15 protein-coding genes and 1 pseudogene are annotated in these 22,218 nt (G+C 46.8%); 3 read left to right on the forward strand and 13 right to left on the reverse strand.

The window, feature by feature from the left end; translation table 11 throughout:
• Positions 1 to 62 precede the first annotated feature (62 nt).
• The 10 genes and pseudogenes from gpAD87_RS22195 to xylA all read right to left on the reverse strand — a co-directional run bounded on the left by gpAD87_RS22195 (position 63) and on the right by xylA (position 16,925).
• Positions 63 to 4,514 (reverse strand): SpaA isopeptide-forming pilin-related protein, encoded by a 4,452-nt coding sequence (locus gpAD87_RS22195; protein ID WP_064640599.1) that lies wholly within the window; start codon positions 4,512 to 4,514, stop codon positions 63 to 65.
• 177 nt (positions 4,515 to 4,691) lie between these two features.
• Positions 4,692 to 5,819, reverse strand: coding sequence for a transglutaminase domain-containing protein (locus gpAD87_RS22200; protein WP_064640600.1), 1,128 nt, complete (start codon positions 5,817 to 5,819; stop codon positions 4,692 to 4,694).
• A gap of 199 nt (positions 5,820 to 6,018) precedes the next feature.
• Complete coding sequence (locus gpAD87_RS22205) at positions 6,019 to 8,418, reverse strand: YcdB/YcdC domain-containing protein (protein ID WP_064640601.1); 2,400 nt, start codon at positions 8,416 to 8,418, stop codon at positions 6,019 to 6,021.
• Positions 8,419 to 8,621: 203 nt separating this feature from the next.
• Entirely contained in the window at positions 8,622 to 9,572 is a 951-nt protein-coding gene (locus gpAD87_RS22210) for an alpha/beta hydrolase (RefSeq protein WP_231952704.1), read from the reverse strand.
• A gap of 157 nt (positions 9,573 to 9,729) precedes the next feature.
• The gene (locus gpAD87_RS22215; RefSeq protein WP_064640602.1) at positions 9,730 to 10,362 is read right to left on the reverse strand and encodes a bifunctional 4-hydroxy-2-oxoglutarate aldolase/2-dehydro-3-deoxy-phosphogluconate aldolase; all 633 of its coding nucleotides are present in this window, start codon (positions 10,360 to 10,362) and stop codon (positions 9,730 to 9,732) included.
• Between the two features lie 234 nt (positions 10,363 to 10,596).
• On the reverse strand, positions 10,597 to 11,667 hold the full coding sequence (locus gpAD87_RS32905) for a glycosyltransferase (RefSeq protein ID WP_197521498.1): 1,071 nt from the start codon (positions 11,665 to 11,667) through the stop codon (positions 10,597 to 10,599).
• 423 nt (positions 11,668 to 12,090) lie between these two features.
• Positions 12,091 to 12,657, reverse strand: a pseudogene (locus gpAD87_RS32910) (hypothetical protein); the annotation flags it as partial.
• Entirely contained in the window at positions 12,581 to 13,297 is a 717-nt protein-coding gene (locus tag gpAD87_RS22225; protein WP_231952705.1) for a glycosyltransferase family 2 protein, read from the reverse strand. The gene gpAD87_RS22225 and the pseudogene gpAD87_RS32910, both read right to left, overlap by 77 nt.
• 292 nt (positions 13,298 to 13,589) lie before the next feature.
• A complete protein-coding gene (gene xylB / locus gpAD87_RS22230; protein WP_064640604.1) occupies positions 13,590 to 15,083 on the reverse strand; it encodes a xylulokinase in 1,494 nt (497 codons plus the stop codon).
• A gap of 525 nt (positions 15,084 to 15,608) precedes the next feature.
• Positions 15,609 to 16,925, reverse strand: a complete 1,317-nt coding sequence (gene xylA / locus gpAD87_RS22235; protein ID WP_063566575.1) for a xylose isomerase — start codon at positions 16,923 to 16,925, stop codon at positions 15,609 to 15,611.
• Between the two features lie 200 nt (positions 16,926 to 17,125).
• On the opposite strand from xylA, the gene gpAD87_RS22240 reads away from it, so the two are divergent.
• Positions 17,126 to 18,292 (forward strand): ROK family transcriptional regulator, encoded by a 1,167-nt coding sequence (locus tag gpAD87_RS22240; protein ID WP_064641135.1) that lies wholly within the window; start codon positions 17,126 to 17,128, stop codon positions 18,290 to 18,292.
• Positions 18,293 to 18,436: 144 nt separating this feature from the next.
• Positions 18,437 to 18,634: a hypothetical protein gene (locus gpAD87_RS22245; RefSeq protein ID WP_053779005.1), complete on the forward strand. Its 198-nt coding sequence runs from the start codon at positions 18,437 to 18,439 to the stop codon at positions 18,632 to 18,634.
• Between the two features lie 219 nt (positions 18,635 to 18,853).
• Here gpAD87_RS22245 and gpAD87_RS22250 read toward each other — a convergent pair whose 3' ends face one another.
• Together gpAD87_RS22250 and trxB are read right to left on the reverse strand one after the other, a co-directional pair.
• Positions 18,854 to 19,084: a glutaredoxin family protein gene (locus gpAD87_RS22250; protein WP_024631391.1), complete on the reverse strand. Its 231-nt coding sequence runs from the start codon at positions 19,082 to 19,084 to the stop codon at positions 18,854 to 18,856.
• 60 nt (positions 19,085 to 19,144) lie between these two features.
• The gene (trxB, locus tag gpAD87_RS22255) at positions 19,145 to 20,086 is read right to left on the reverse strand and encodes a thioredoxin-disulfide reductase (protein WP_064640605.1); all 942 of its coding nucleotides are present in this window, start codon (positions 20,084 to 20,086) and stop codon (positions 19,145 to 19,147) included.
• Positions 20,087 to 20,339: 253 nt separating this feature from the next.
• On the opposite strand from trxB, the gene gpAD87_RS22260 reads away from it, so the two are divergent.
• Positions 20,340 to 21,071 (forward strand): ZIP family metal transporter, encoded by a 732-nt coding sequence (locus gpAD87_RS22260; RefSeq protein WP_053779008.1) that lies wholly within the window; start codon positions 20,340 to 20,342, stop codon positions 21,069 to 21,071.
• A 156-nt stretch (positions 21,072 to 21,227) separates the two neighbouring features.
• Here gpAD87_RS22260 and gpAD87_RS22265 read toward each other — a convergent pair whose 3' ends face one another.
• Positions 21,228 to 22,043 (reverse strand): alpha/beta fold hydrolase, encoded by an 816-nt coding sequence (locus gpAD87_RS22265; RefSeq protein ID WP_064640606.1) that lies wholly within the window; start codon positions 22,041 to 22,043, stop codon positions 21,228 to 21,230.
• Positions 22,044 to 22,218 lie beyond the last annotated feature (175 nt).

Below are 22,218 nucleotides of genomic sequence, written 5' to 3' on the forward strand. Positions count from 1 at the left end.
CGCTTATGCTGGGGGTGTTTTGTTGTAGATGTAAAGAAATATCCGAGGTTACATGTTACCGTCTATGGATTCGTCTGTTGTCTTCGACGGAGATACAAGGTTCCTATACTGCCGAGAATAATCATAAGAGTCCCTATAAGAGTGTATTCCAATGTGCTCTCTTCTCCTGTTTTAGGCAGCATGCCTAGGAAAGAGCCATCCTTCCCTTCCTCTGCTCCTGCAACATTCGTATCTGCAGGGGAGGATGTATGATCTGCTCCTGGGCTAATAGCATCGCCAGCATTGGCAACAGCTGAAGGCTCCTCTTCTTCAACTACAGTCGAATCTCCTGGTTTGGAAGGGGATTTCCCCCTATCCGGATCTGTTCCCTGGTCGGTTTCATCCTCTGGTTCTGAAGTTCCAGGCGTTACCACCGTGCCTGGAACTGTTGTGCCCGGAGTTGATGGATCTGGCGTGGATGTCCCAGGATTCGGTGTTCCTGTACTTGGCGTTCCCGGATTATAGGGCTCACTTGGCCCGCCCGGTACGGGAATGGCGATATTCATCTTTTCCAACACTACGGTTTCCGTCTGTTTATCCGTAATCTCGAATTCAACCGGCGTTTTGTCCAACTTATAACCTGCAGGTGCTTTTATTTCAACCAGCTGATACTTATTGGGCTCCAAGTCTTTCAGAACGATTTCACCCTGTTGATTGGTTGTCAATTTTGCTTCATCCACCTCTGTTACCACGTCGAATTCCCAGTTTCCTTCCGCATCCAGCAGGGCCGTTTGAGCTCGCAATTTAAATACAGCTCCTTGAAGATGCTGAGTTTTGTTTGCATTGAATTTAATCAGTTTAACGGAACGATCGTTTGCTTTGTTCTCAATCGTTAATAGAGTTTCCGGTTTGGTAATCGGCACAGCCGTTTCAGGTTGTTCAATGACGAAACCTTCTGCCTCGGTCTCTAGCAATGTATAGAGGCCATACGGCAAGCTGTCAAACTCAATCACACCGTTAAGATCTGTCACTTTTTTGGCAATCACACTCGCGTTACTGTCACGAAGTTCAAATTCGATTCCGCTCAATACGGACTGATCCTTGGCGTTCACTTTGGTAACAACCAGCTTGCCACCCGAGCCCTGCACATTTGTCTGAATGAGGGTTACAATCTGTGTTTGTTTCGCTACAATCGTGAACGGTATGGGCGTTTCATCCAGTTGATAGAATTCAGGCGCTGTTACTTCGACCAACTCGTAATTCCCTGGCGTCAGATCACCTTTGGCAATCGTTCCATCCTCGCCCGTTGTTAACGTGTCGATCAACTCTCTGGTTTGAGCATTTTTTAAGTACAACTCGAACGTTGCGCCTTTTAGCTTCTTGTTGCTGTCAGCAGCATCTACCTTGGTTAATTGGAAACCTTGACGGATTTTCTCGTTGACGACTTCAAAAGATTCATCTGCATCCTTAAACTGGACCGTTTTCCCTGTGGCAGCACTATATTCTGCATTAACAAGGTAACCCGCTGGTGCTGATACTTCCTTCAGCCTGTAGGCTACGCCATCAGTTTGATGTAATCGATAATTTCGGGAAGTAACTGCCTCACCTTTCGCATCTGTTGGTTTCAACGTTTCCAGAAGCGTCGTTCCGGACGCATTATAGATCGCGAATATCGCTCCCTCAAGCGGAAGACCTGTATCATCTACTTTATAGATCTTGATTTTACCAATACCTGTAGATGCCCCTCCGCCTGCTCCAGCCATGGAAACTCGAATGCCTGTCTGGTGATCTGACCCCGATACTGACGAAGACTGGCCTGCGAATTCAACTTTATTTCCTATTCTCTCCCCGCTATCGGCATTTATAAAGGATTGATACTCCAATATAAAAGCGGTCTTCAACTCATTCTTAAACGTGAATGTAAATGTATTGCCTTCCACAATCAGTTCATACTCATCAGCATCAACCAAACCAGCCTTGCTGGACACATTCCCTGAATTGTCCGCAGGCAGATCGGTCGCATATAGCTTTAACGTATCTGCAAGCAAAATCTGATTATCTGATAACGTATCCGTTAATACGGAACCTGCGGCTATATAAGATTGGCTTGGGTTGATATTTACAGTCCAGGAAGCCTTATCACTTGAACCTATTTGCTGTCCTGTTTTGTGTACGTAGACTCCACCGTGTTCAGGTATGACCGACACTGACTTCTCAAAACGTATCGTTCCCCCCTCCCCATCCGTCAAGACAGCATGATTGGAATACGTACCTTCTACTGCAAAATCCCCATCCAAACTTGTTTTATACACGACACGATAGGCTGCCTTTCCAATATTCCCGAGGTTTAATGCAAAACCTTTACCGTCCGAGTTCAATTGGAATTGTCCAGCTATCAATGCAACTTCATCCCCAATGGCAATGACGTTATTCGCTCCCGCTAGTGTGAGCTTATTTACTTTTAAAGAGCCTTCTACAAAAGATTGATTTCCCAAGTATTCATCCTTGAGAATAGCGTTCTGGATATCATACAAATTGTAATTCACATCAATTGTCCAGGTAATCGTTTTGTCCTTTGCGCTATATTCGCCCTTTTTATTACCGTTCTGTATCGTGTAATCGAGCGGTCTGACTTCAGCAGATTTGGTGATCGAAGCTTGGGGTACATCAGCCTCTTTCCAATTCAACGTAGCATCATTCCGATATACACTATCCGTCGGAGTACCTGCCGTTGGATCAAAGCTGGTCTTATAAGTGATCACATGCTCTTTATTGATCATACCGCCAGTCTTCAATCGGATAGAGAACCCATTTTCAAAGTTCATATCATCTGAATTAGCAACTGGCTCAAGTTCGAATTGATCCTTTTGATCCCCACTAATTTGCAGGCTGCCTGGAATGAGTTCCATATGTCTTCCCGCGTAATGATCTGTAATGACGATGTCCGTCATCTCCTTCAAATCACGGTTTAGAACAATCTTCCACTCGATCTCCTTGGTATTAAAATTTTCACTTTGAACACTTTTCGCGAAAATGATTTCCTTAATGTCCTTTTTGCCTTCTTGTTCTGTACCGTCATACATGTTGACCGTATTCGTTACCGTAGCATCTTTATAGACGCGATCCATCGTTTTGGTTTGATATTCAATTTCATAAGCCTTGGCGATATCATTTTTAAATTGTAATTTAAAGCCATCATCAAAGCCTGTGCCCACACCTGTGAGTGTGTATTCATTGGAATTCACTAAAGTAGTACCCGCTGGCTTGCCATTACCGTCGATGCCTACTTGACGTACTTTTACCGAACCATCAACCAACTCATGTTTTGTTGTGTCAAAACGATCTTCAATCCATGCGTTCGCCTGCGCAACCTCTTGTTGATTGTAATTGTATTGCACTTTCCATGTGATCGTCTGGGTCACTGGATTGTAAGCACTCTCTTGTCCGGATTTTTTCAAAGGCTCATTAAAACTCACCCTCACGCTACTAATGTCAGTTTCATTATGCTCGCTCTGATTACCCGTAAGAACCACCTTATTTTCATACAAAACGTTCGTAAAAGGGGCAGTTGTTGGTGCTTTAATACTCGTTGTATACTTCACGCGGTATGCCTTATCGATATTCCCCAAAGAGATCGGAAACTGAGTTTCTGTTCTAACAGTACTTCCTTCTTTGACAGATCCGTCTAATTGAATATCCAATTCACGAATCTCAATATTTCCCTTGAGCGGACCTGCAGAGAGCGTATCATCCAGAATGGCATCGTTAATGCTGTTCTCTCCCTGGTTGAAATCGACAGTCCATTCAATCTCATCCGAGTTGAAATTATTCTTATTCGCAATCCCCGATTTCGTGAGTTTATCTATGGCAGTATTCTTAAAATGCACATTAATAATGCCTTGTCCTACGGAACTAAAGTCTATTGGCTGTTTCAAGCCTCCATCCAACTTGCTCTCATCGAACTTGATCCAAACGTAGAAATTACCCTCCAGCTTCTCACCTACGATACGGTCATTAAACGTAAACGTGATCTCTCCATCCGGATTGACGACATATTCCCCAACTCCGCCATCCAAATCCCCTTTTAGTTGTGATCCAATTTTGAATTTGTCCGGTAAACGAAAAGTAAAAGTGGAACCATCACTATAGGCATGGGTGTCGTTTGGAATTCCCCATGTGAAGACCACAGCCACCTCATCCTTAACGCTAGGTCGTATATCCTCAATACGCTCCCCTTTTATATGAATATTTCCATTTCCATCGTACTCCGGTATTTGATTATAAATTTGAACACTTGTAATTAAATTTTCCTGTATGACTTCCGCAGATTCGTTAGACCCGAGAGAGTCCATTGACGAACCATTATCACCGTTCTCCCAGACAGGCTCAATAGAACCTTCTTTTGATGCTGTATCCGTAGTTACAATTGCTGTCATATCATCCTGAGCATGCATGGTTGGTGTAAATATCCATCCTTGCATCATTTGCGTGATCAGCAACAAAGCCATGATCACAATGCTCACTTTTTTCTTCATTTTTTGCATATCCTCCTCTTGCGTAATGTTGGCATACGCCAACAAGAAGAATAGCAAAGGGACATATACAAAAAATAGACAACGCCCTAATCGACGTTCTTCTAACACAAAAAGGAACGCTTCTCAACGAAGCGCCCCTGTCTTAAAACATTTTTTAATTCATCATTCCAGCTGCTGTCACATGGTCCAGGTAATTTTCACACGCAGATCCACGGTATCCTCCATGTTGGACACGTAATACGATATCGACTTCATGCCAAGCTGATACAAATCCTGCAAATCCTCTACTAGTCCCGTTTCAGTACCCTTGTATCTGAAAGTCAGCGAGCTTCCGCCCTCCTTGAGCACACTCTGAACTTTAGTTTTCAGCGCGGAATGACCACTAATCGCATCACTTTCGTCGTAGAGCGAGTATTCCAGTGTATGATACAGCTTCTGGTACGCGTTTGCCTTGCTACCTCCCGCCTTCACCAAAGTTTGCAAAGCTTCACGATAGGGAGCAGATGCAGCAGGATACTTGCCTTTAGCTGTCCATACATGGTCACGTGCCATCTCATCATCACTGAGCAAATAATAATTGTGACTTACCTTGCCCTTACGGTCAGGAGTAGGATCATCCCACGTCGTGTCCATATGGTACCACTTGCCATCCAGCTTGACGAGATTCCAGGCGTGTAATTGCTCACCAGCCGTTCCTTCCACAATCCGGTTCTCTATACCCACCTGCTCCAGCATGCGATATGCCAACAGTGAATATCCCTGACATACGGTACTGCCGGTAACAAGTCCATCGTATGCAGTATATTTCTGCAAGGATGTATCGTAGGAAAGGTTAAGTACAATCCAGTCATGAATGACTTTAACTTTCTCATGATTCGTCATGCCGGGCACGATAATCTCTTTCAGCACATTGGTCACCTTGCGGTTCACATAATCGGTCTGCTCCTTCGTTTCCCGATAGGCCAGCTTCACATGCACCTCTGCGGATACATTGGAGCCTTTATAGTTAAATGCGTAACTTTTAACGGTATATTGAATATAGGGATCACTGGTCATTGCTTCGTCAATGGAGCTCTGCAACTGTTTTTTGAGGCCTTTCACATTGCCTTTGTATGTAAAAACAAGTTCCTCTGTACGCTGGGACATCGCATTCAGCAACGTCTCGCGCAGATCCGTATTCGTGGATATGTCCGATGTACCCGACGCCGCATACAGCTGATCCAGATCGACTGCATGTGGCAGTGCCACAGCCACGAGACAGCCAGCCAATAGCAGGGTTATCACTCGTTTTCCGTGCTTGCCCATGAAAGGATACCACCTCTCTTTGCAAAGTTCTCATGCCTCATTGTATCACAAAAGGGATTGACGGCAGGCTTCTAGTTTTGTCGAAAAGCATCAAAAGAGACCCTCCGCAGAAGGTCCCCCTGTCTTCAGTAAAACAAACCTAACCTACCCGTTATCCTCATCTTATGACTCTTCCGGGCATTTATGCAACAAACTCAAATCAATATAAACGATTTCCGCTCATAAAGGTATCTGTCTTGCCCTGAAGCTTGGCCAGACGTTCCAATACCTGAGCCGCTTCGGCAACCGTCACTTTGCGTGCAGGCATGAATCGTCCTTCAATCGAAGGCAACAATCCCAGCTTGATGCTGAGGGACACCGCTCCCTTGTTGTTGACTGCACTGGCATCTGCCAGGTTGGGAAGATCCGATGGCAATGTGTAGAATCCGGCCAGTTTCTCATAGCGCAAAATGCGCACGAGCAATACTGCCAACTCTTCACGAGTCATCTCCTCTTCTGGATTTAGCTTCGTTTCAGAATCAGCACCCGCTAACCAGCGCTGATCGATCAATGTCCGCACAGCTTGGTAATAAGGGCTCTCCGGGGTAATGTCAGCATATAGCTTCTCACTCCCGTTCCCACTGTAATACATATCCATATTCGGGTTAACCGCTCTTGCCAGATAGGTAAACCAATCACCCTTCGTGATGACCCGGTCTGGGAATACACGTCCCTGCTCATCTGAAAGAATTACGGCATGTTGAGTCATATTCCGAAGCGCAGCCTCCGCCACATGACCCGAAATATCACTAGGTTCAACATTCGCTGTGGCACTTCCACTACCGTATAAAAACTTCCATTCTCCAGTGTTAGCATCAAGTACTTCATAACTGGCGGAAATCGAATTTCCATTTCGTGTAGGCTGGTAAACCAGGTTTACACCCGAGGGAACGACCTGACCTGTACTCATGGCATAACCACCGTAGCGGGAGTAAGCCAGTGTTAACTTGAATGCTTCCAGATAGGTTGCCTTTGCCTTTTCATAACTGATGGCTGGTTTGGTGTTTCCAGGCAATTGTTCAGGCGTTGCAGCAATTCTTGTATAAAATTCGTTGATGGCTCCATCCTTCAGGACTTGTACTTGTACTGTATCATCCATAACCGCAATTCCGTTCATGTAGCGCTGGAACATAAATGTACGTGCACCTTCAAATTCAAGCACACTGGACAACCGGAATTGTTCTGATGCACTTGGAACCAATGCAATAACCTTATTGATTGCAAGCTTCTCGGCTTGTGTCCGGGTTACAGACTTAGTCTCATTCTCATTAGCTGGTTTCTCCTGCGCAGCACCCGGCTCCACCCGTTGATACAAGCTGTAACTATAAATCTGTCCAGTAAGCGCATCTACCTGTGCTGAAATATCTCGCATGAACATGTAGGATACATTCGCATTTCGATTGCTCCAGCTCAGACTCCATACTTGATTGTTAGGACTCGCATACTCACCTTTGCTTAACTGACTATGCTCCAACTTGTAACCTTTCGGAATATCAAAGTTCTTTTTAATGATATTCTCAGCCTGTTGTGCATTTAATTTCTGGCCGTTCGCTGCGACAAAAGGAGCTACACTTCCTTTTAAAGGTTTATTCTGCTGTAAAGAATCTTCATCACCAATAGCTTTTCCAGTCATCGCGTTAATCGGCTCCAGTGTATTAGCATCCAGCGGAACCATGCTGGAATTCTTCGGCATATAACCAAGATAATACTTTTGTCCTTTGAGCGAAGATAGACGATCATTCGAGATATAAGCGAGCTGTACATCAAATTGCTCCTCAAATCGTTGACTGGCCTTCTCTTCCGATGCTGCCGACTTCGATGAAGGATATTCAGCTCCAGTTGTACTTCTTGAATAGCCTGTCACCAGGCCACTTTCATCCACACTTATGTAGATCGTCTCTGCCTCAGACAACAAACCTTCATGCTTGAGTTGGTAACCATATCGATATTCCGTTCTGCCAAACAAAGATTGCTGTGCAGTGAATTGATACACATCTCCAAGAGAAGCATACTCATTTTCTTTCAATCCGGGAATAGCTTTGAATAGTAATGCCTCTGCATACTTCTCAGCCTCGTCTTTGGTCAATTTGACATCAGAAGCAGTAGACTGCTTATCCAGTAATTCAGAAGGCAAATGTACGCTTAGCACTTCCCCCGTGCCCGCATGTACCGTTGCGCTGAATCCCATCGTATGGTTTCCTTCGACAATTTGAAAGCCAATCTCCCACGCCTTGTAATCCGGTGGTGGGTAAGAGTTCGGTGAATCGAATCGTACAGATGAAATCGTTGCCTTTTTTAACAATGGAAATAATTTCAGTATATTCTCGCTGGCTTGCTTGGAGGAGATTTTGGCTCCTTCAGGCACCTCGTTGTCTGTTAATCCAAGTGGTTGTTCCGTTTCCCCCGCTGCGGATTCTGTTACCTGTTCCGCTGTCGCTGCCGACGCGCTGCCTGCAAACCCTGGTGTCTGTGATGCCAGAAGCAAAGTTGCCATAGCTGCTGTAGCCGCTTTGGCTGTAAACATTTTGAATCGCACATTAAAATTCCAATCAAAACTCAAATCTGGACCTCTCCCTTCAATTTCATACAAGGATGCATGCAAAATAACCTCGCATGAATATTGCCAGTCTATTCTATGATACCATAAGCTTCCTTTTTAATCGTCATTTTCCCAACAATTTTACAAATGTGAATTTCTGCATATTTTATAGAAACAGCAAAAAAACGCCAACCGGGTTGACGTTTCGACGATCAGCTTGAGCATTAAGTGGGCTGAATTTCCTCCATATTGACGTTCGGTATAAGAGATTCATTGGACTGAGCCTGCACCTGTACATGAGTTTTCAAAAATGGAATCACCGTATTCCAGAACGCGGGATCTTCTTCTGAACAGCTATGGCCACCGCTATTGACCCATAGATGCTCCACGGGCGGATCCGCTTTGGACATAAAATATTCAAGTTCGCTTGGTGGAATAAAGTTATCACCTTTGGAATGCACCATAAGCATCGGCAGCTGCATGCCTTTGCGCCGTTCGTTCAGCAGCATAACGGGATCGCGCTGGCGATACGTTTTCAGAGATTCACCAAGCCGCCAGAACCAGATTCGCGGAATCAGCTGGGCCAGCGGAAACAGAGGCAGACGTCGCCGTCTCAGCTCGGAACTTACGATAACCTCGAATTGGGATGGCATGGAGTCCGTGATCACCGCTGATACAGGAATGCCCTCCGTCACAGCGAGGATCGTCCCTAGTCCCCCTAAGGAGTGCCCAAGCACACCGATTGCAGCAGGATCAATTTCCGGCCGTGAGGACGTATATTGCAAGGCTGACAGCAAATCGTCGCGGAACAGGTAAGCTGAAGCCGCTTTAACTGGATCACTGGCTCCATGGCTTCGAACATCGTACATAAAGAGCGCATAACCTGCTTCCCAAATGGGACGAGCATAACGGAGGACACGTGATCGGTTGGAGCCCCACCCATGTGCAATAATAACCAAAGGCCAAGGCTTCTGGATATGAGCTCCAGCCGGAATGAACCAGCCATGCACTCGCCCGCCTCCACTCTCAAAGGTTATATCCTCAAATGGCATGGGCGGTGTGAGCGTAATCGGAATCTTTTTGGGGGTCTGACTATTCACCGCTGCCTTCCATAAACCACCCGCAGTTACCGCGGCAACAGCAATCATCCCGCCAATCATCGTTTTAGCTTTCACTGGTGTCACTCCTCTCCGTTTTCTGGCCTAACTCCATCATACGACAGCAAGGTTAACAGGACGTTAATCCACATCACTTCTTAAATTATCTAATGGTACAGAAGCTCTCCTTATATATACCCCGATGTGTCTGGTCCACTTCCGTTGGTTTCCTGGTTCAACCCTCGAGTTTCGCTATTTCCACAAATGCACGTGTGCAAGCGGCAATCTGCTCATCATTCCCTGCTGCAAGTGCTTCTCGTGGCAAAAGTGCACTTCCAAGTCCCACTGCCGCCGCACCCGCTGCATAATAATCTGCAATGTTATCCAGGGTGGCTCCTCCTGTTGCAAGCAGTGGAATATGATTCAGTGGAGCCTTAATTTCACGTAAATACGGAATACCCAGACTCGCCATTGGGAACAGCTTCACCACTCTTGCTCCTGCTTCATAGGCAGCCACAATCTCCGTTGGCGTCATCGCACCGGGCCAGATCTCCACTCCATGTTCTACAGCATATTCAATAACAGACAGATCGACATTCGGAGACACGAGAAATTGAGCACCCGCTGCGACGGCTTCTTTGGCCATCTGCACATTGAGTACCGTGCCTGCCCCGATATAAGCCTTACCCTCATGCCGTTCGCGCCAGTCTGCAATAATATCATGTGCTCCAGGTGTGTTAAGTGTCACTTCCAGCAGTCGAATTCCACCATCGGTCATTCCCTGCCCTGCTGCCTGAGCAGATTCCCGGCTAATACCACGAACAATAGCCACCAGTCTCAATTCCAATAATACTTCCGTCAGATTCATGCCAACTTCCCCTTGTTTCATAGATTCGGCAGCCGAGGACAAGTATTCGTTATCACCGCTTTTCCGTTAGTCACTATTGTAAAGCATATCGTCCCCTGGATGAAATCTTTTGATCCAATTTCTTGTGAGAGTGTGTGCACCAATATCTCCGGTATAAGTTAAATAGGAACACAAAAAACCTCTCCATGGAAAAAGGGATTATTCATCCTCTTTGTTCCATTAGAGAGGTTCGTTCTAAGCATTTTCCAGCACATTATCCTTCTCCAGATCCTTAAAATACTTATCATTATACAACATGCTGGGATGTGCCGGATGGTACATCAAAGCAATGTCATTGTGCTCTTTGGCTTTTGCCCGATTGCCCATCCGGTCATAACACACACACAATTGTAAATGCGGCATCCATGTCCATGCATCTTCGTTCAATACTACCATTGGATCGGTCGGGCGTACGGCGCGGGTCGCCTGTTCATACCAGTATATGGCTTTGCGGTAATCGGCACGGTCGGCAAAATATCCACCCAATCGGCAGCAGATCTCTGCCCTCGGCAAATCAAAGGCAAAGGATCTCAGCAATGCCGAGACTTCCTTTTCCGAACGTTCAAGTGATACCTCGCAATCAGCTATTTTCTGGCATGCTGCGATCTGATCCTCCACCCATCCCAGCCCGGTGTCCAGAAATTTTCCATAGTACTGCACCGCATCTTCAAGATGCCCGTGGTCTTTCAATTCATTGCCAAAATAATATAAATCACGCGGAGAGAATTCCTCCCCTGCCTGTTCGCGTTTGCGATAAATCTTTAGATTGCGATCCGTGTATTCCTTATCTTTCTTATGCGTGACTGCCACATCACTATGCAGCAGATGGCCGGCCACTTCCAGATATTCATGCACGGCACCAATCCAGCGATAATTCCGATCCCGGCGCACCAGCCGGTTCCTCCTCAGACTATATGCCACCTTCCCCTCCGCCGTAAAGGACAGATGATAATCCATCGTCACACTATCCACAGCAGGGTCCAGGGAGCGCTTCAGTTCAATGAGCTTCACCCGATCATCCGGTTCAAACACATCATCTGCATCCAGCCATAATATATATTCACTTGTTGCTTGTTCAAAGGCAAAGTTCCTTGCTGCCGCAAAATCATCCACCCATTCAAAATCAATGATGCGTTCCGTATAACGAGCTGCGATCTGACGCGTCTGGTCCGTCGAACCCGTATCTACAATTACAATCTCGTCAGCGATCCCATTAACAGAGTCCAGACATCTGGCGAGGGAAGCCTCTTCATTTTTCACAATCATACACAGCGAAATACTGATCGATTCCTCTCCGCGTATGGCTCTGCGATTAAAAGCAGCTACTCCGGGCAATTCCGATAGTCGGTAGATGTGATAGGCCGGAAAATGTGTATCCACGTATAATCGAAAACCTAGTGCCTGAGCTCGGATGCAAAAATGGCGATCTTCTCCCCAGAAAGATACATTCGGAATCTGGTCATAGGAAACCCCGGACTCCAATACGTTCCTGCGAATAAGGGTACACGCCCCAAGTCCACCCACTTCATAACAACCCGGGGTACGCAATTGCCTCAGGAATGCATCCGTTTGTGTACCTTCGTCCTCTGCTTCCTCCCCTGTATTGCGTTTGCCTCCCTTGCGAAACAGGGCATACTCATCCTGCAACCAGACTTGTGGCATTTCCCTTGTACCCGGCTGCCATCGTGTCCAGAAGATATTGGAGACAATCTGCTTTCTGTTTGATACGAGCTGTTCCAATGTACGTGGATGCAGGACGAGATCGGAATCAATCAAGAACACGGCATCGTACTTCTGGTCACGGGCATATGCCAAAATACGATTTTTCAGTCCGGCTACCCGCCAGATCTGTTCGTCACGCCAATAGTGCCCACCCTCGTCCTTGTTGTAAATTCCTTTTCCCTGATTGGCATCTGTTTCATCTACATTCGCATCCAAAAGGTTGCCTTCATGCCGAAGTACAAACTCCTGGAGCATATTGGATGCCGCTTCTTCTTCGTTGTCGTCCACAAACAGATAGTCTGTCGTTACCGTCGTTCGCTCAAGCGATTCCAAGGACTGGAGAAATTCACGGAGTACCGCAGCCGTCTGCCGAACAGGGCTTGCGATAAGAATCTTTTCCTTTGGCTCTTCTTTACCTTTTTCTTTTTCCTTCTTCAACTCTATTGTCCTCCTTCCCTTATTCCGACCATTCCAGAAGTATTGGATCTGCATCCAAAATGGATTCGTACTGTTCCTTCCAGCCATATCTCGCATCCGGGTCCAGTGCTTGATAACGCTCGTATTTACGAATCCGATCCTCTTCCCGTGCCCAACCATAATGCTTCACCCGAGGGGAGTGACATCCATAGGCAAAATGCTGAATGGTTAGTGGAAAACGGCCGCAGTGCTGCGGGGTTTCCTTCCATTCATAGTTCCATTCTGGTCGGTATCGGACCAGAAATGGCCGATAATACGCATGAGCCTGCCAGTATTGATCTTCTCGGTAATGTGTATCGCTCCACATATCAAACAACCTGAAATAAATGGCGTCCTCCGCTCCACCCAACAGTTGATTCCGAACAGTCCCAAAATCCGTTGTCAGAATTTCATCCGCGTCCAGATTCAAAATCCATTCCGGTCCGGTAGCCACTGTTGTCTCCCACTGCTGCTTGCGTAAACTCACCTCATCTGCAAATAGGGAGGCCGGATTCACAATCAACGTAAGCGGGATTCCCTCCAGCATTTCCTGGCATAAAGCGACGGTATGGTCTGTACTTCCGTCGTCAATGATCACCGCACGATCAATCCACGGCCGGTGAGTCTCCAACGCCTGTCTGAGATACCTGTGCTCCTCATTGCGGACAATCATGGACAAGGTGACATGCGGCCTCGTGGTTGCTTCACGATCTTCCAACTCCCCACCTCCAGGCTGAGTCTGTCACGCGTAATAACTGATGTGATATGAATGATTAATTGGCTGAACCTCTATTAAGCTCAATATCTAATCTATGCACGTCTGGAACAGGGTTATGTCTGGCAGGGAAACCTTTCATGACGTTTAGGAATCTTGAAATATGACATGTCCTTCTTTCATGAACAACGACAAAAAAGGCACCCGCTTTCGCAGGTACCTCCTTAATGGAATATTTCATTGGTTTAATAGTTAATGACCTATTGAGATCTCAATATAGATGAGGTCTGAATAATCAACGATATGCTGCCAGACGATCATTCAAGCTGCGTGTTTGCCCGTACACATCCTGATACAGTGCAAACAGTCCGTCATACACCTTAACCGTTTCCGGGTTAGGCACATAGGATTTGGCAGGACGAATGAATGCTGCTGCACATTCCTGCAAAGATGGGAACCAGCCACAGCCATAAGCTGCCAGCATTGCCGCGCCCATTGCTGGGCCCTGCTCACTTTCCAATTTCACAATGGTTGCATTGAAGACATCGGCCTGCATTTGCAGCCAGGCTTCATTTTTGGCGCCGCCACCAATGGAAATAACTTCATTCACTGTTTTGCCAGCGTTACGCAGAATATCGATGGACTCACGCAGTGAGAACGTAATGCCCTCCATCACAGCACGTCCAAAATGCTCCAGCTTATGTCCGGCATCCATGCCGATAAAGCTGCCACGAATGTTTGCATCCGGGTGCGGTGTACGCTCGCCGACGATATAAGGTGTGAACAGCAACCCGTTGCTTCCCGCTGGAATCGCATCAATGCCCTGCAAGAGCACATCAAATGATTTGTCTGCTGCAAAAGTATCCTTGAACCAGGACAGGCTGTATCCTGCCGCAAGTGTTACTCCCATAATATAGAAGGCATCTTTCTCGCCATGGTTAAAAAAGTGCACTTTGCCTTCGAAATCGAGATCTTTACGCTCTTCATAAGAAAGCACTACCCCGGACGTTCCGATGCTGCACATCGTCTGTCCTTCACTCAGAATGCCTGCGCCAATGGCTCCGCATGCATTGTCCGCACCGCCTGCATATACTTTGGTTGCGGCTGCAAGTCCGGTTTGATCCGCAATCTCAGGCAGCAATGTGCCCACTTCCTCAAATGACTCCACAAGGCGTGGACACAAGGATACTGGCAGTTCAAAAGCTTTCGCGATTTCTTTGCTCCACTGCTTGCCTGCAACGTCTAGCAGCAATGTGCCTGCTGCATCCGAATAGTCCATGGCATAATCACCTGTCATGCGATACCGCACATAGTCCTTCGGCAACAGGAACGTAGCTGCCTGTTGCAGCAATTCCGGCTCGTTTTCCTGTACCCACAGGATTTTGGGCAGGGTAAAACCTTCGAGCGCACGGTTACGGGCAATACTTAACAATTTGCTATCCAGCACCTTCTCAATGCGGCGGCACTGCGCTGTTGTCCGTGTATCGTTCCATAGAATGGCATTGCGCAGCGGTTTACCTTCGGCATTCACCAGCACCAAGCCATGCATCTGTCCGGAGAAGCTAAGTCCTTCGATCTCCGAAGGATGTACGCCGGACACTTCCAGCAATTTGCGCAGCGAAACAATTGTCTGCTCTACCCAATCTTCCGGGTTCTGCTCACTGTATCCAGCTTTGGGCTGGTACAGCGGATAAGCCTCGGAAGCTTCAAACGCCACTTTCCCTTCACGGTTAACCAGCACCGTTTTAACTGCGCTGGTTCCCAGATCGACACCAATTACGTAACTCATGGGTTAACTCCTCTCGTTTATCTCAGGTTATATCCACGAAGAATCCAAGTTTACATGAGAGTCACTCCGTGATCAGAAAACCCTTGGATCGCCGTTACCCCCGGATTTCCTTCATCCCTTTTACATGGGAGAAATCCGGGGATAAATGCGACCGCTTCGCTTCCTCCGGGTCCTTTCTGCTCACTCCGTTCTGCATGCTTAATCATGGACACACATGGATATGAAACGAGTAAAACGTACTCGTTTCTGTAGCTAAAATCGTGCCTACGACCTATATCTGTCATTAGTAGTGGACACGCAAACCATAATGCACAAGAAACTCATTCGGTTCAAGGATCAAAAAACCGTCCCCGCCTTCCCAGGGGAAAGTCGGGGACGGTCCGAATGTCATGCTTGTTCAGGCGTTCCGTGGTACAAGCTTAGGCTATGCTGGCGTGCACACTTTGTTATACTCCTGCACAAGCGTCACTACAGGCAAAACGTATGGTTGGTTCACAATCTTCCATACCAAAAGCCTAACTGATATTAGTCAGCCAGGATGTATTGGTTGAGTTTTGCTCTCAGCAATTCCTGACGTCCGGATTGGTTTTTGCGTGGGCTTTCGTTGTTCAGCGCGTACTCTGCAAGGGAAGCCAGTGTCGCTTTACCTGCAACCACATCTGCACCGATACCTTCGCTGAAGCTGCTGTAACGTTTTTCAATGAAGTCATCGAATACACGATCTTCAATCAATTTCGCTGCTACTTTCAGACCTTTAGCATACGTATCCATACCAGCGATGTGTGCCAGGAACAGATCGTCTGCTTCGAAGGAACCACGACGGACTTTGGCGTCAAAGTTCACACCACCACGGCCGATACCACCGTTTTTCAATACTTCGTACATCGTCAATGTAGCATCGTACATATCAACCGGGAACTCATCCGTATCCCAACCGATCAGCATGTCGCCTTGGTTGGCATCGAGGGAACCGAGCATGCCGTTTGTACGGGCAACGCGGATCTCGTGATCGAATGTGTGACCAGCCAGTGTAGCATGGTTAGCTTCCAGGTTCAGTTTGAAGTGTTTGTCCAAACCGTATTTTTGCAGGAAGGCAATAGAAGTTGCTGCATCATAGTCGTATTGGTGTTTGGTTGGCTCTTTCGGTTTAGGCTCGATCAGGAATTGTGCATCGAAGCCAATTTCCTTCGCGTAGTCTACTGCCATGTGGAACATACGGGCAATGTTGTCTTGTTCCAGTTGCATGTCTGTGTTGAGCAATGTGTCATAACCTTCACGACCGCCCCAGAACACATAGTTTTCTGCGCCCAGACGTTTACCCACTTCCAGACCTTTTTTGATTTGCGCTGCAGCATGAGCGTACACATCTGCGTTGCAAGTGGAAGCTGCACCAAACATGAAGCGTGGGTTGGAGAACATGTTTGCTGTATTCCAGAGCAATTTTTTACCGCTAGATTTCATGTGACCTTCAATCAGGTCAACGATCGTATCGATGTTACTGTAGAACTCACGCAGGCTGTTGCCTTCTGGTGCGATGTCCACATCGTGGAAACAGAAGAACGGGAGATTCATTTTTTCCAAAAATTCAAATGCTGCTTCCACACGTACTTTCGCGAGGTCCAGACCGGAGTATTTATCCCAAGAACGAACAGCAGTCTCCGCACCAAACGGGTCACTACCGCCCGCTGTTAATGTATGCCAGTAAGCCATGCCGAAACGGAAGTGCTCTTCCATCGATTTGCCGGCTACAACTTCTTCCGGATTATAATGTTTAAAAGCAAATGGATTCGTGGAATCTTTACCTTCGAATGAAATTTTATTAACGGATTCAAAATAGGCCATGTAAAATGCCTCCTCAATAGTTTTGAAAGTAATCGTTTACAACGTTATCCTAACACATCGGTTATACTTTGTCTATTGGTTAAACAAAGTAAAAATAAAAATGTTTTTTGCACGTTTGTTTACGCTATAATAGTCGAATAGCTTGTTTACGGATAGCGGGTCTGAACCCTTTTATAGAAGAATAGGAGTGCCTTATGGATATGAAAATTACCGGAGACCAGATGCTGGTCAAAAAAATAAACAAGTCGATCGTCCTCGATACGATTCGGCGTCATGCCCCCCTCTCCCGTGCACGGGTATCCGAGATTACAGGGCTGAATAAAGCAACGGTATCCAATCTGGTTGCCGATCTGATCAATGATGAACTCTTGCAGGAAATTGGCCCTGGGGAATCCAGCGGTGGACGTAAACCTCTGATGTTGCTATTTCGCGGTACATCGGGATATGCCGTAGGTTTGGAACTCAGCGTGACCCACTTAAAGGGTGTGCTTACCGATCTTGAAGGTCATATCATCACAGAGTACGCCGTGAAGCTGGAACAACATGATGTGTCCTCTGTATTTGAACAGTTGAAACTTGCGGCAGAACATCTTATTCAGGCAGCCCCTCCCTCCCCTCACGGGGTAATTGGCATAGGAATCGGGGTGCCGGGTATGGTGGACGAGGAAGGAACGGTGCTGTTTGCACCCAACTTGGGGTGGGAGAAGGTTCCCCTGCGTGCCATGCTGGAAGAAGTATTTGAACTTCCTGTCACAATCGACAATGAAGCGAATGCAGGTGCGCATGGAGAGTTGAATTTTGGTGCGGGTATCGGTGTACGTCATCTGATCTATATTAGTGCAGGCATCGGGATTGGTTCAGGCATTATGGTGGATGGCGAGCTGTACAAAGGAGCCTGGGGATATGCCGGAGAAACAGGCCATATGTCCATTGAAGCTGAGGGCAGACCTTGCTCCTGTGGCAATCGTGGCTGCTGGGAGTTATATGCTTCGGAGAAAGCTTATGAGCACCCGGATCATCAATTGCTTTTGCCGGCACATACTACACGGGAATTGATTGATTATGCACAGCAAGGCCATGAAGATGTATTGAAATTATACCAGGAAATCGGCCGCAAACTGGGGGTTGGCATCACGAATATCGTCAACAGTTTTAATCCTGAGCGCATCATTATCGGCGGCCCTCTTTCTGAAGCAGGACCATGGATTGAAACGGCGCTAAAACAAGTGGTGGAGGAACGTACGTTGCCCTATCACCGCCGCAGTTTGCAGATTGAATGGGCTGCTCTGGGCAGTCGGTCCACACGTGTGGGTGCCGCTTACTCAGCAATTTCCCAATTTCTAGGTAAAATAAGAGTGTCCGTCTAATAACCGATGAAAATTGACATCATTTTGCCCCATTTCCTCCCTTTTTGTTAAAGAAATCCAGAGGTATAATAGGGTTATGTGATTTTTGTCATGGCGGCATAATGTCGCCGTGTTAATTCCGATGACGAAACGGAGTGAAAATTCGTGACCTACGTGGATACTTCAGATATCTCGGCGCAAATGTTTGTCACCGTACTCCTGTTCCTGATCGTGCTTGCGCCGCTGTTCAGCCTTGGCATACTTCGATTGTTTCAGAGCAAAAAGAAGGCTGGTTTCATGTACATGCTGTCAGGCGTACTGGTGTATGTAGTATTTCAGACCTTTATGAGTATATTTTTTTAGATAAAATATGATTGATTTTAACGTCAAATCCCTTTTTACATCCACAAAAGAGTTCATGAAACATGTGCTCTGTTGTAGCTGTGAAAGGGGAATTTTCATATTACAGATAAAAGAAGCCTCAGTCCTGATCTGGACTAAGGCTTCTCCAATATATATTCAAACGGCTCGCGCGAACCGGAATAGCTGCATGTGACTTGAACTTATCCTATACAGGGTAAATTAAGCGTCCAGCGCTTTGGCGAATTGAGTCTTGTTCATACCCAGAATACGGTGTTCACCAATAACAGTCAGAGGTACGGCACGTACGCCCATATCCCATACTTGTTGTGCGAACTCGTCGCTTGTCTCAATGTTGCGCTCTTCATAAGAGATGCCTTTGTCAGCCAAGAAGCTTTTTACCGATTTGCAGTTTGGGCAGTTGGTTGATGTGTATACAATTACGTTTTCCATGTTTATTCACCTCATATTGTTATTTTATAGACTAATCTATTGATCAAAACAGCTCTTCCCTTACAGAACTACTGCGCTGTGCTCCAAGCTCTCAATATATTTCTCTGTATCCATCGCAGCCATACATCCACTACCTGCAGCTGTGATCGCTTGTTTGTAACGGGTATCCTGTACATCACCACAAGCGAATACGCCTGGGATATTGGTTTCGGATGTTCCCGGTGTAGTCAGAATATAACCGTGTTCGTCGGTTGTGATCTGTCCGCCCAGGAATCCAGTGTTTGGTGTGTGACCAATTGCAACGAATACACCGCTAGCAGGAATGATTTCTTCTTCACCTGTTTCGTTGTTCAGTACTTTCAATCCAGTTACGCCGTTGTCGCCAGCCAGCACTTCAAGAGGGGTACGGTTCAATGCCATCTCCACTTTCTCGTTGCTGCGTGCACGATCCTGCATAATTTTGGAACCACGCAGTTCTTCACGACGGTGTACCAAAGTGACTTTGGAACCGAAACGGGACAGGAAGCTCGCTTCCTCCAGCGCGGAGTCGCCACCGCCAATAACGATGATTTCTTTGTTGCGGAAGAAGAATCCGTCACATGTCGCACAAGTGCTGACACCACGGCCCACATTCGTTTCTTCTCCAGGAATACCGAGGTATTTAGCTGATGCGCCTGTAGACAGGATCAAGGTTTCGGATACGAGTTCACCCATGCCTTCAACCTGAATTTTGAATGGACGCTCGCTCATATCGATGTTGTTTACCCAGCCTGTACGGAATTCTGCACCGAAACGTTCTGCTTGCTTGCGCATATTGTCCATCAGTTCAGGACCCATAATGCCGTCAGGGAAACCTGGGAAGTTCTCTACTTCTGTTGTTGTTGTCAATTGACCACCAGGTTGCGGTCCTTCAATAACGAGTGGGCTCAAGTTGGCACGTGCCAAATAGATTGCTGCTGTCAGCCCTGCAGGGCCTGTTCCAATAATAATTGATTTATACATGTATAGTTCCTCCCCCGGGTTCTGCAAAAAGGTCAGGCTCTCCGGCATCAAAAGCAAATGCTTTTGCATACACTAGAACGAAAGCCTACATCATGTCCACATGACCTGCCCGTTATGACAATTAACCTATGCAGAAACGGAATTCTAATTTATAATCATTCTAATCTGTTGTTCATTATGATCTCTTTTATGTACGGTGTCAATGCTCGGCAGCGATTATGAAGAAGTCTTCATCAGGAGGGAAAATGGAAGCATGAACGATGCACTCATTGGCAGCTTTATCTCAGCCATGTCTACCGGCCTTGGGGCCATACCTATTCTATTTATGCGCAAAGTAACCCACCGTCTGCGTGATATTTTGCTTGCCTACGCAGCAGGCATCATGACCTCTGCCTCGGTGTACAATCTCATTCCGGAAGCGCTCGGGCAATCTAATCTGTTTGTACTTGCCCTCGGTATTATGCTGGGCAGCATGGTCCTGCTTGTGCTGGAGATGAAGATTCCACATGTGGATCTGGAAAATCCCGAGAAGATGCCTTTCAAAATTGAAGCCAAAGCTTTCATGATCATTGCAGCCATCACCATGCATAACCTGCCCGAAGGGTTATCGGTAGGTGTCAGCTACGCGAGCAGTGACGCAGGACTTGGCAATCTGATTGCCTTTTCCATTGGATTGCAGAATGCGCCGGAAGGATTCCTGGTCGCCCTCTTCCTCGTCAATCAGAACATCGGTCGCTTCAAGGCGCTCGGTATCGCCACGCTGACGGGTGCAGTTGAAATTGTTACAGCTATGATTGGTTACACACTCAGTAGTCTGGTGTCCGGTCTGGTCCCTTACGGTCTCGCCTTTGCAGCGGGTGCGATGATGTTCATCGTGTACAAGGAACTGATTCCCGAAAGTCACGGCGACGGCAATGCACGGGCCGCAACGGTTTCCTTTTTGCTTGGACTGATCACGATGATTGGTCTGACTGAACTCTTTTAATGGAAAGAACTTAGGAAAGTCCTCGCATGAACACAAGAATGGACGGCAAAAAGAACCTGAACGCACAGCGGCTCGCTGAACTTCCAGGTTCTTTTTTTGTTCACAAATGAAGATTGAATGAAATAGTTGGAACGATCTGTAAAGGTCGTTGGACGATTACAATCCAGATTTGATAAATCGAATCAATTCGGCATTGAATTTTTCCAATTCATCATAGAACGCCCCGTGACCGCTCTCCTCAAAAACAATCAATTGAGAACCGGCAATGCCTTTATGCATCTCCTCGGCGAATTCAAACGGACAGATCTCATCCTTCTTCCCGTGTAAAATCGCTGTAGGTACCTGAATGGAACTCAGGTCACCTCGCAAATCCTCATCCCGCAGGGCAATCGCACTGTTAATGGTACTGTAAGACGAAGCTTCCATACCAAGTGCATGGAACCAATCCATAAACGGCTGGCTATGCTGCTTCGCGAAAAACATGCCGCCAAATGTCTCCAGCAGCTTTGGACGATCTGCAAAGATCGGCTCAATAATCTGCTCGGTGAGCTGCGCCGGAGTTAATCCATACGGATAACCCTCACGCTGCGTGAACACTGGTGCCGCAGCGGACAATAGCGCCAGCTTGGAGACACCATGTCCCGCATGACGGGCCATATAATGCACGGCAATCGCTCCACCCATGGAGAAACCTGCAAGTACCACGTCACTCAACTCTAGATCATCAATCACAGCACGAACATCGTCCGCCATCCGGTCGTAGTCATAGCCTGTGGACGGTGCGTCCGACTTGCCATACCCTCTGAAATCTATGGCAATGGCACGAATGCCGTGATTCGGCAGTACATTTAATTGATATTCAAACATTTTATAATTAACTGGCCAGCCGTGCAAAAAGACAACCGGTGTTCCTTGGCCAATATCTTCAACAAATACACTCACATTCGGTTCCACTTGTACGTAACGTCCCATATTTCACAGCTCCCTTTATTGTCATGTCGTTGCAGCGGCAGATTGCCGCACTGCATGGTAATGTATCAATAACAACGTTCCCTTAGTCATATTCCATGTAGAACGTTCCTCTGGAATCGTCTCTTCGATTCATTACCCGCTGACCCAAGGTTCAAACGCCGTTTTTTTCAATTGG

Origin of the sequence: Paenibacillus sp. AD87 (assembly GCF_001659845.1) — a bacterium.
Taxonomy (GTDB): Bacteria; Bacillota; Bacilli; order Paenibacillales; family Paenibacillaceae; genus Paenibacillus; species Paenibacillus marchantiae.

What these genes read in the sequence shown, in the direction of transcription:
- gpAD87_RS22195 (WP_064640599.1), bottom strand. Translation starts at nt 4,514, where the DNA reads ATGAAGAAAAAAGTGAGCATTGTGATCATGGCTTTGTTGCTGATCACG.
- gpAD87_RS22200 (WP_064640600.1), bottom strand. Translation starts at nt 5,819, where the DNA reads ATGGGCAAGCACGGAAAACGAGTGATAACCCTGCTATTGGCTGGCTGT.
- gpAD87_RS22215 (WP_064640602.1), bottom strand. Translation starts at nt 10,362, where the DNA reads ATGAATCTGACGGAAGTATTATTGGAATTGAGACTGGTGGCTATTGTT.
- gpAD87_RS32905 (WP_197521498.1), bottom strand. Translation starts at nt 11,667, where the DNA reads ATGATTGTGAAAAATGAAGAGGCTTCCCTCGCCAGATGTCTGGACTCT.
- xylB (WP_064640604.1), bottom strand. Translation starts at nt 15,083, where the DNA reads ATGAGTTACGTAATTGGTGTCGATCTGGGAACCAGCGCAGTTAAAACG.
- xylA (WP_063566575.1), bottom strand. Translation starts at nt 16,925, where the DNA reads ATGGCCTATTTTGAATCCGTTAATAAAATTTCATTCGAAGGTAAAGAT.
- gpAD87_RS22240 (WP_064641135.1), top strand. Translation starts at nt 17,126, where the DNA reads ATGAAAATTACCGGAGACCAGATGCTGGTCAAAAAAATAAACAAGTCG.
- gpAD87_RS22250 (WP_024631391.1), bottom strand. Translation starts at nt 19,084, where the DNA reads ATGGAAAACGTAATTGTATACACATCAACCAACTGCCCAAACTGCAAA.
- trxB (WP_064640605.1), bottom strand. Translation starts at nt 20,086, where the DNA reads ATGTATAAATCAATTATTATTGGAACAGGCCCTGCAGGGCTGACAGCA.
- gpAD87_RS22260 (WP_053779008.1), top strand. Translation starts at nt 20,340, where the DNA reads ATGAACGATGCACTCATTGGCAGCTTTATCTCAGCCATGTCTACCGGC.
- gpAD87_RS22265 (WP_064640606.1), bottom strand. Translation starts at nt 22,043, where the DNA reads ATGGGACGTTACGTACAAGTGGAACCGAATGTGAGTGTATTTGTTGAA.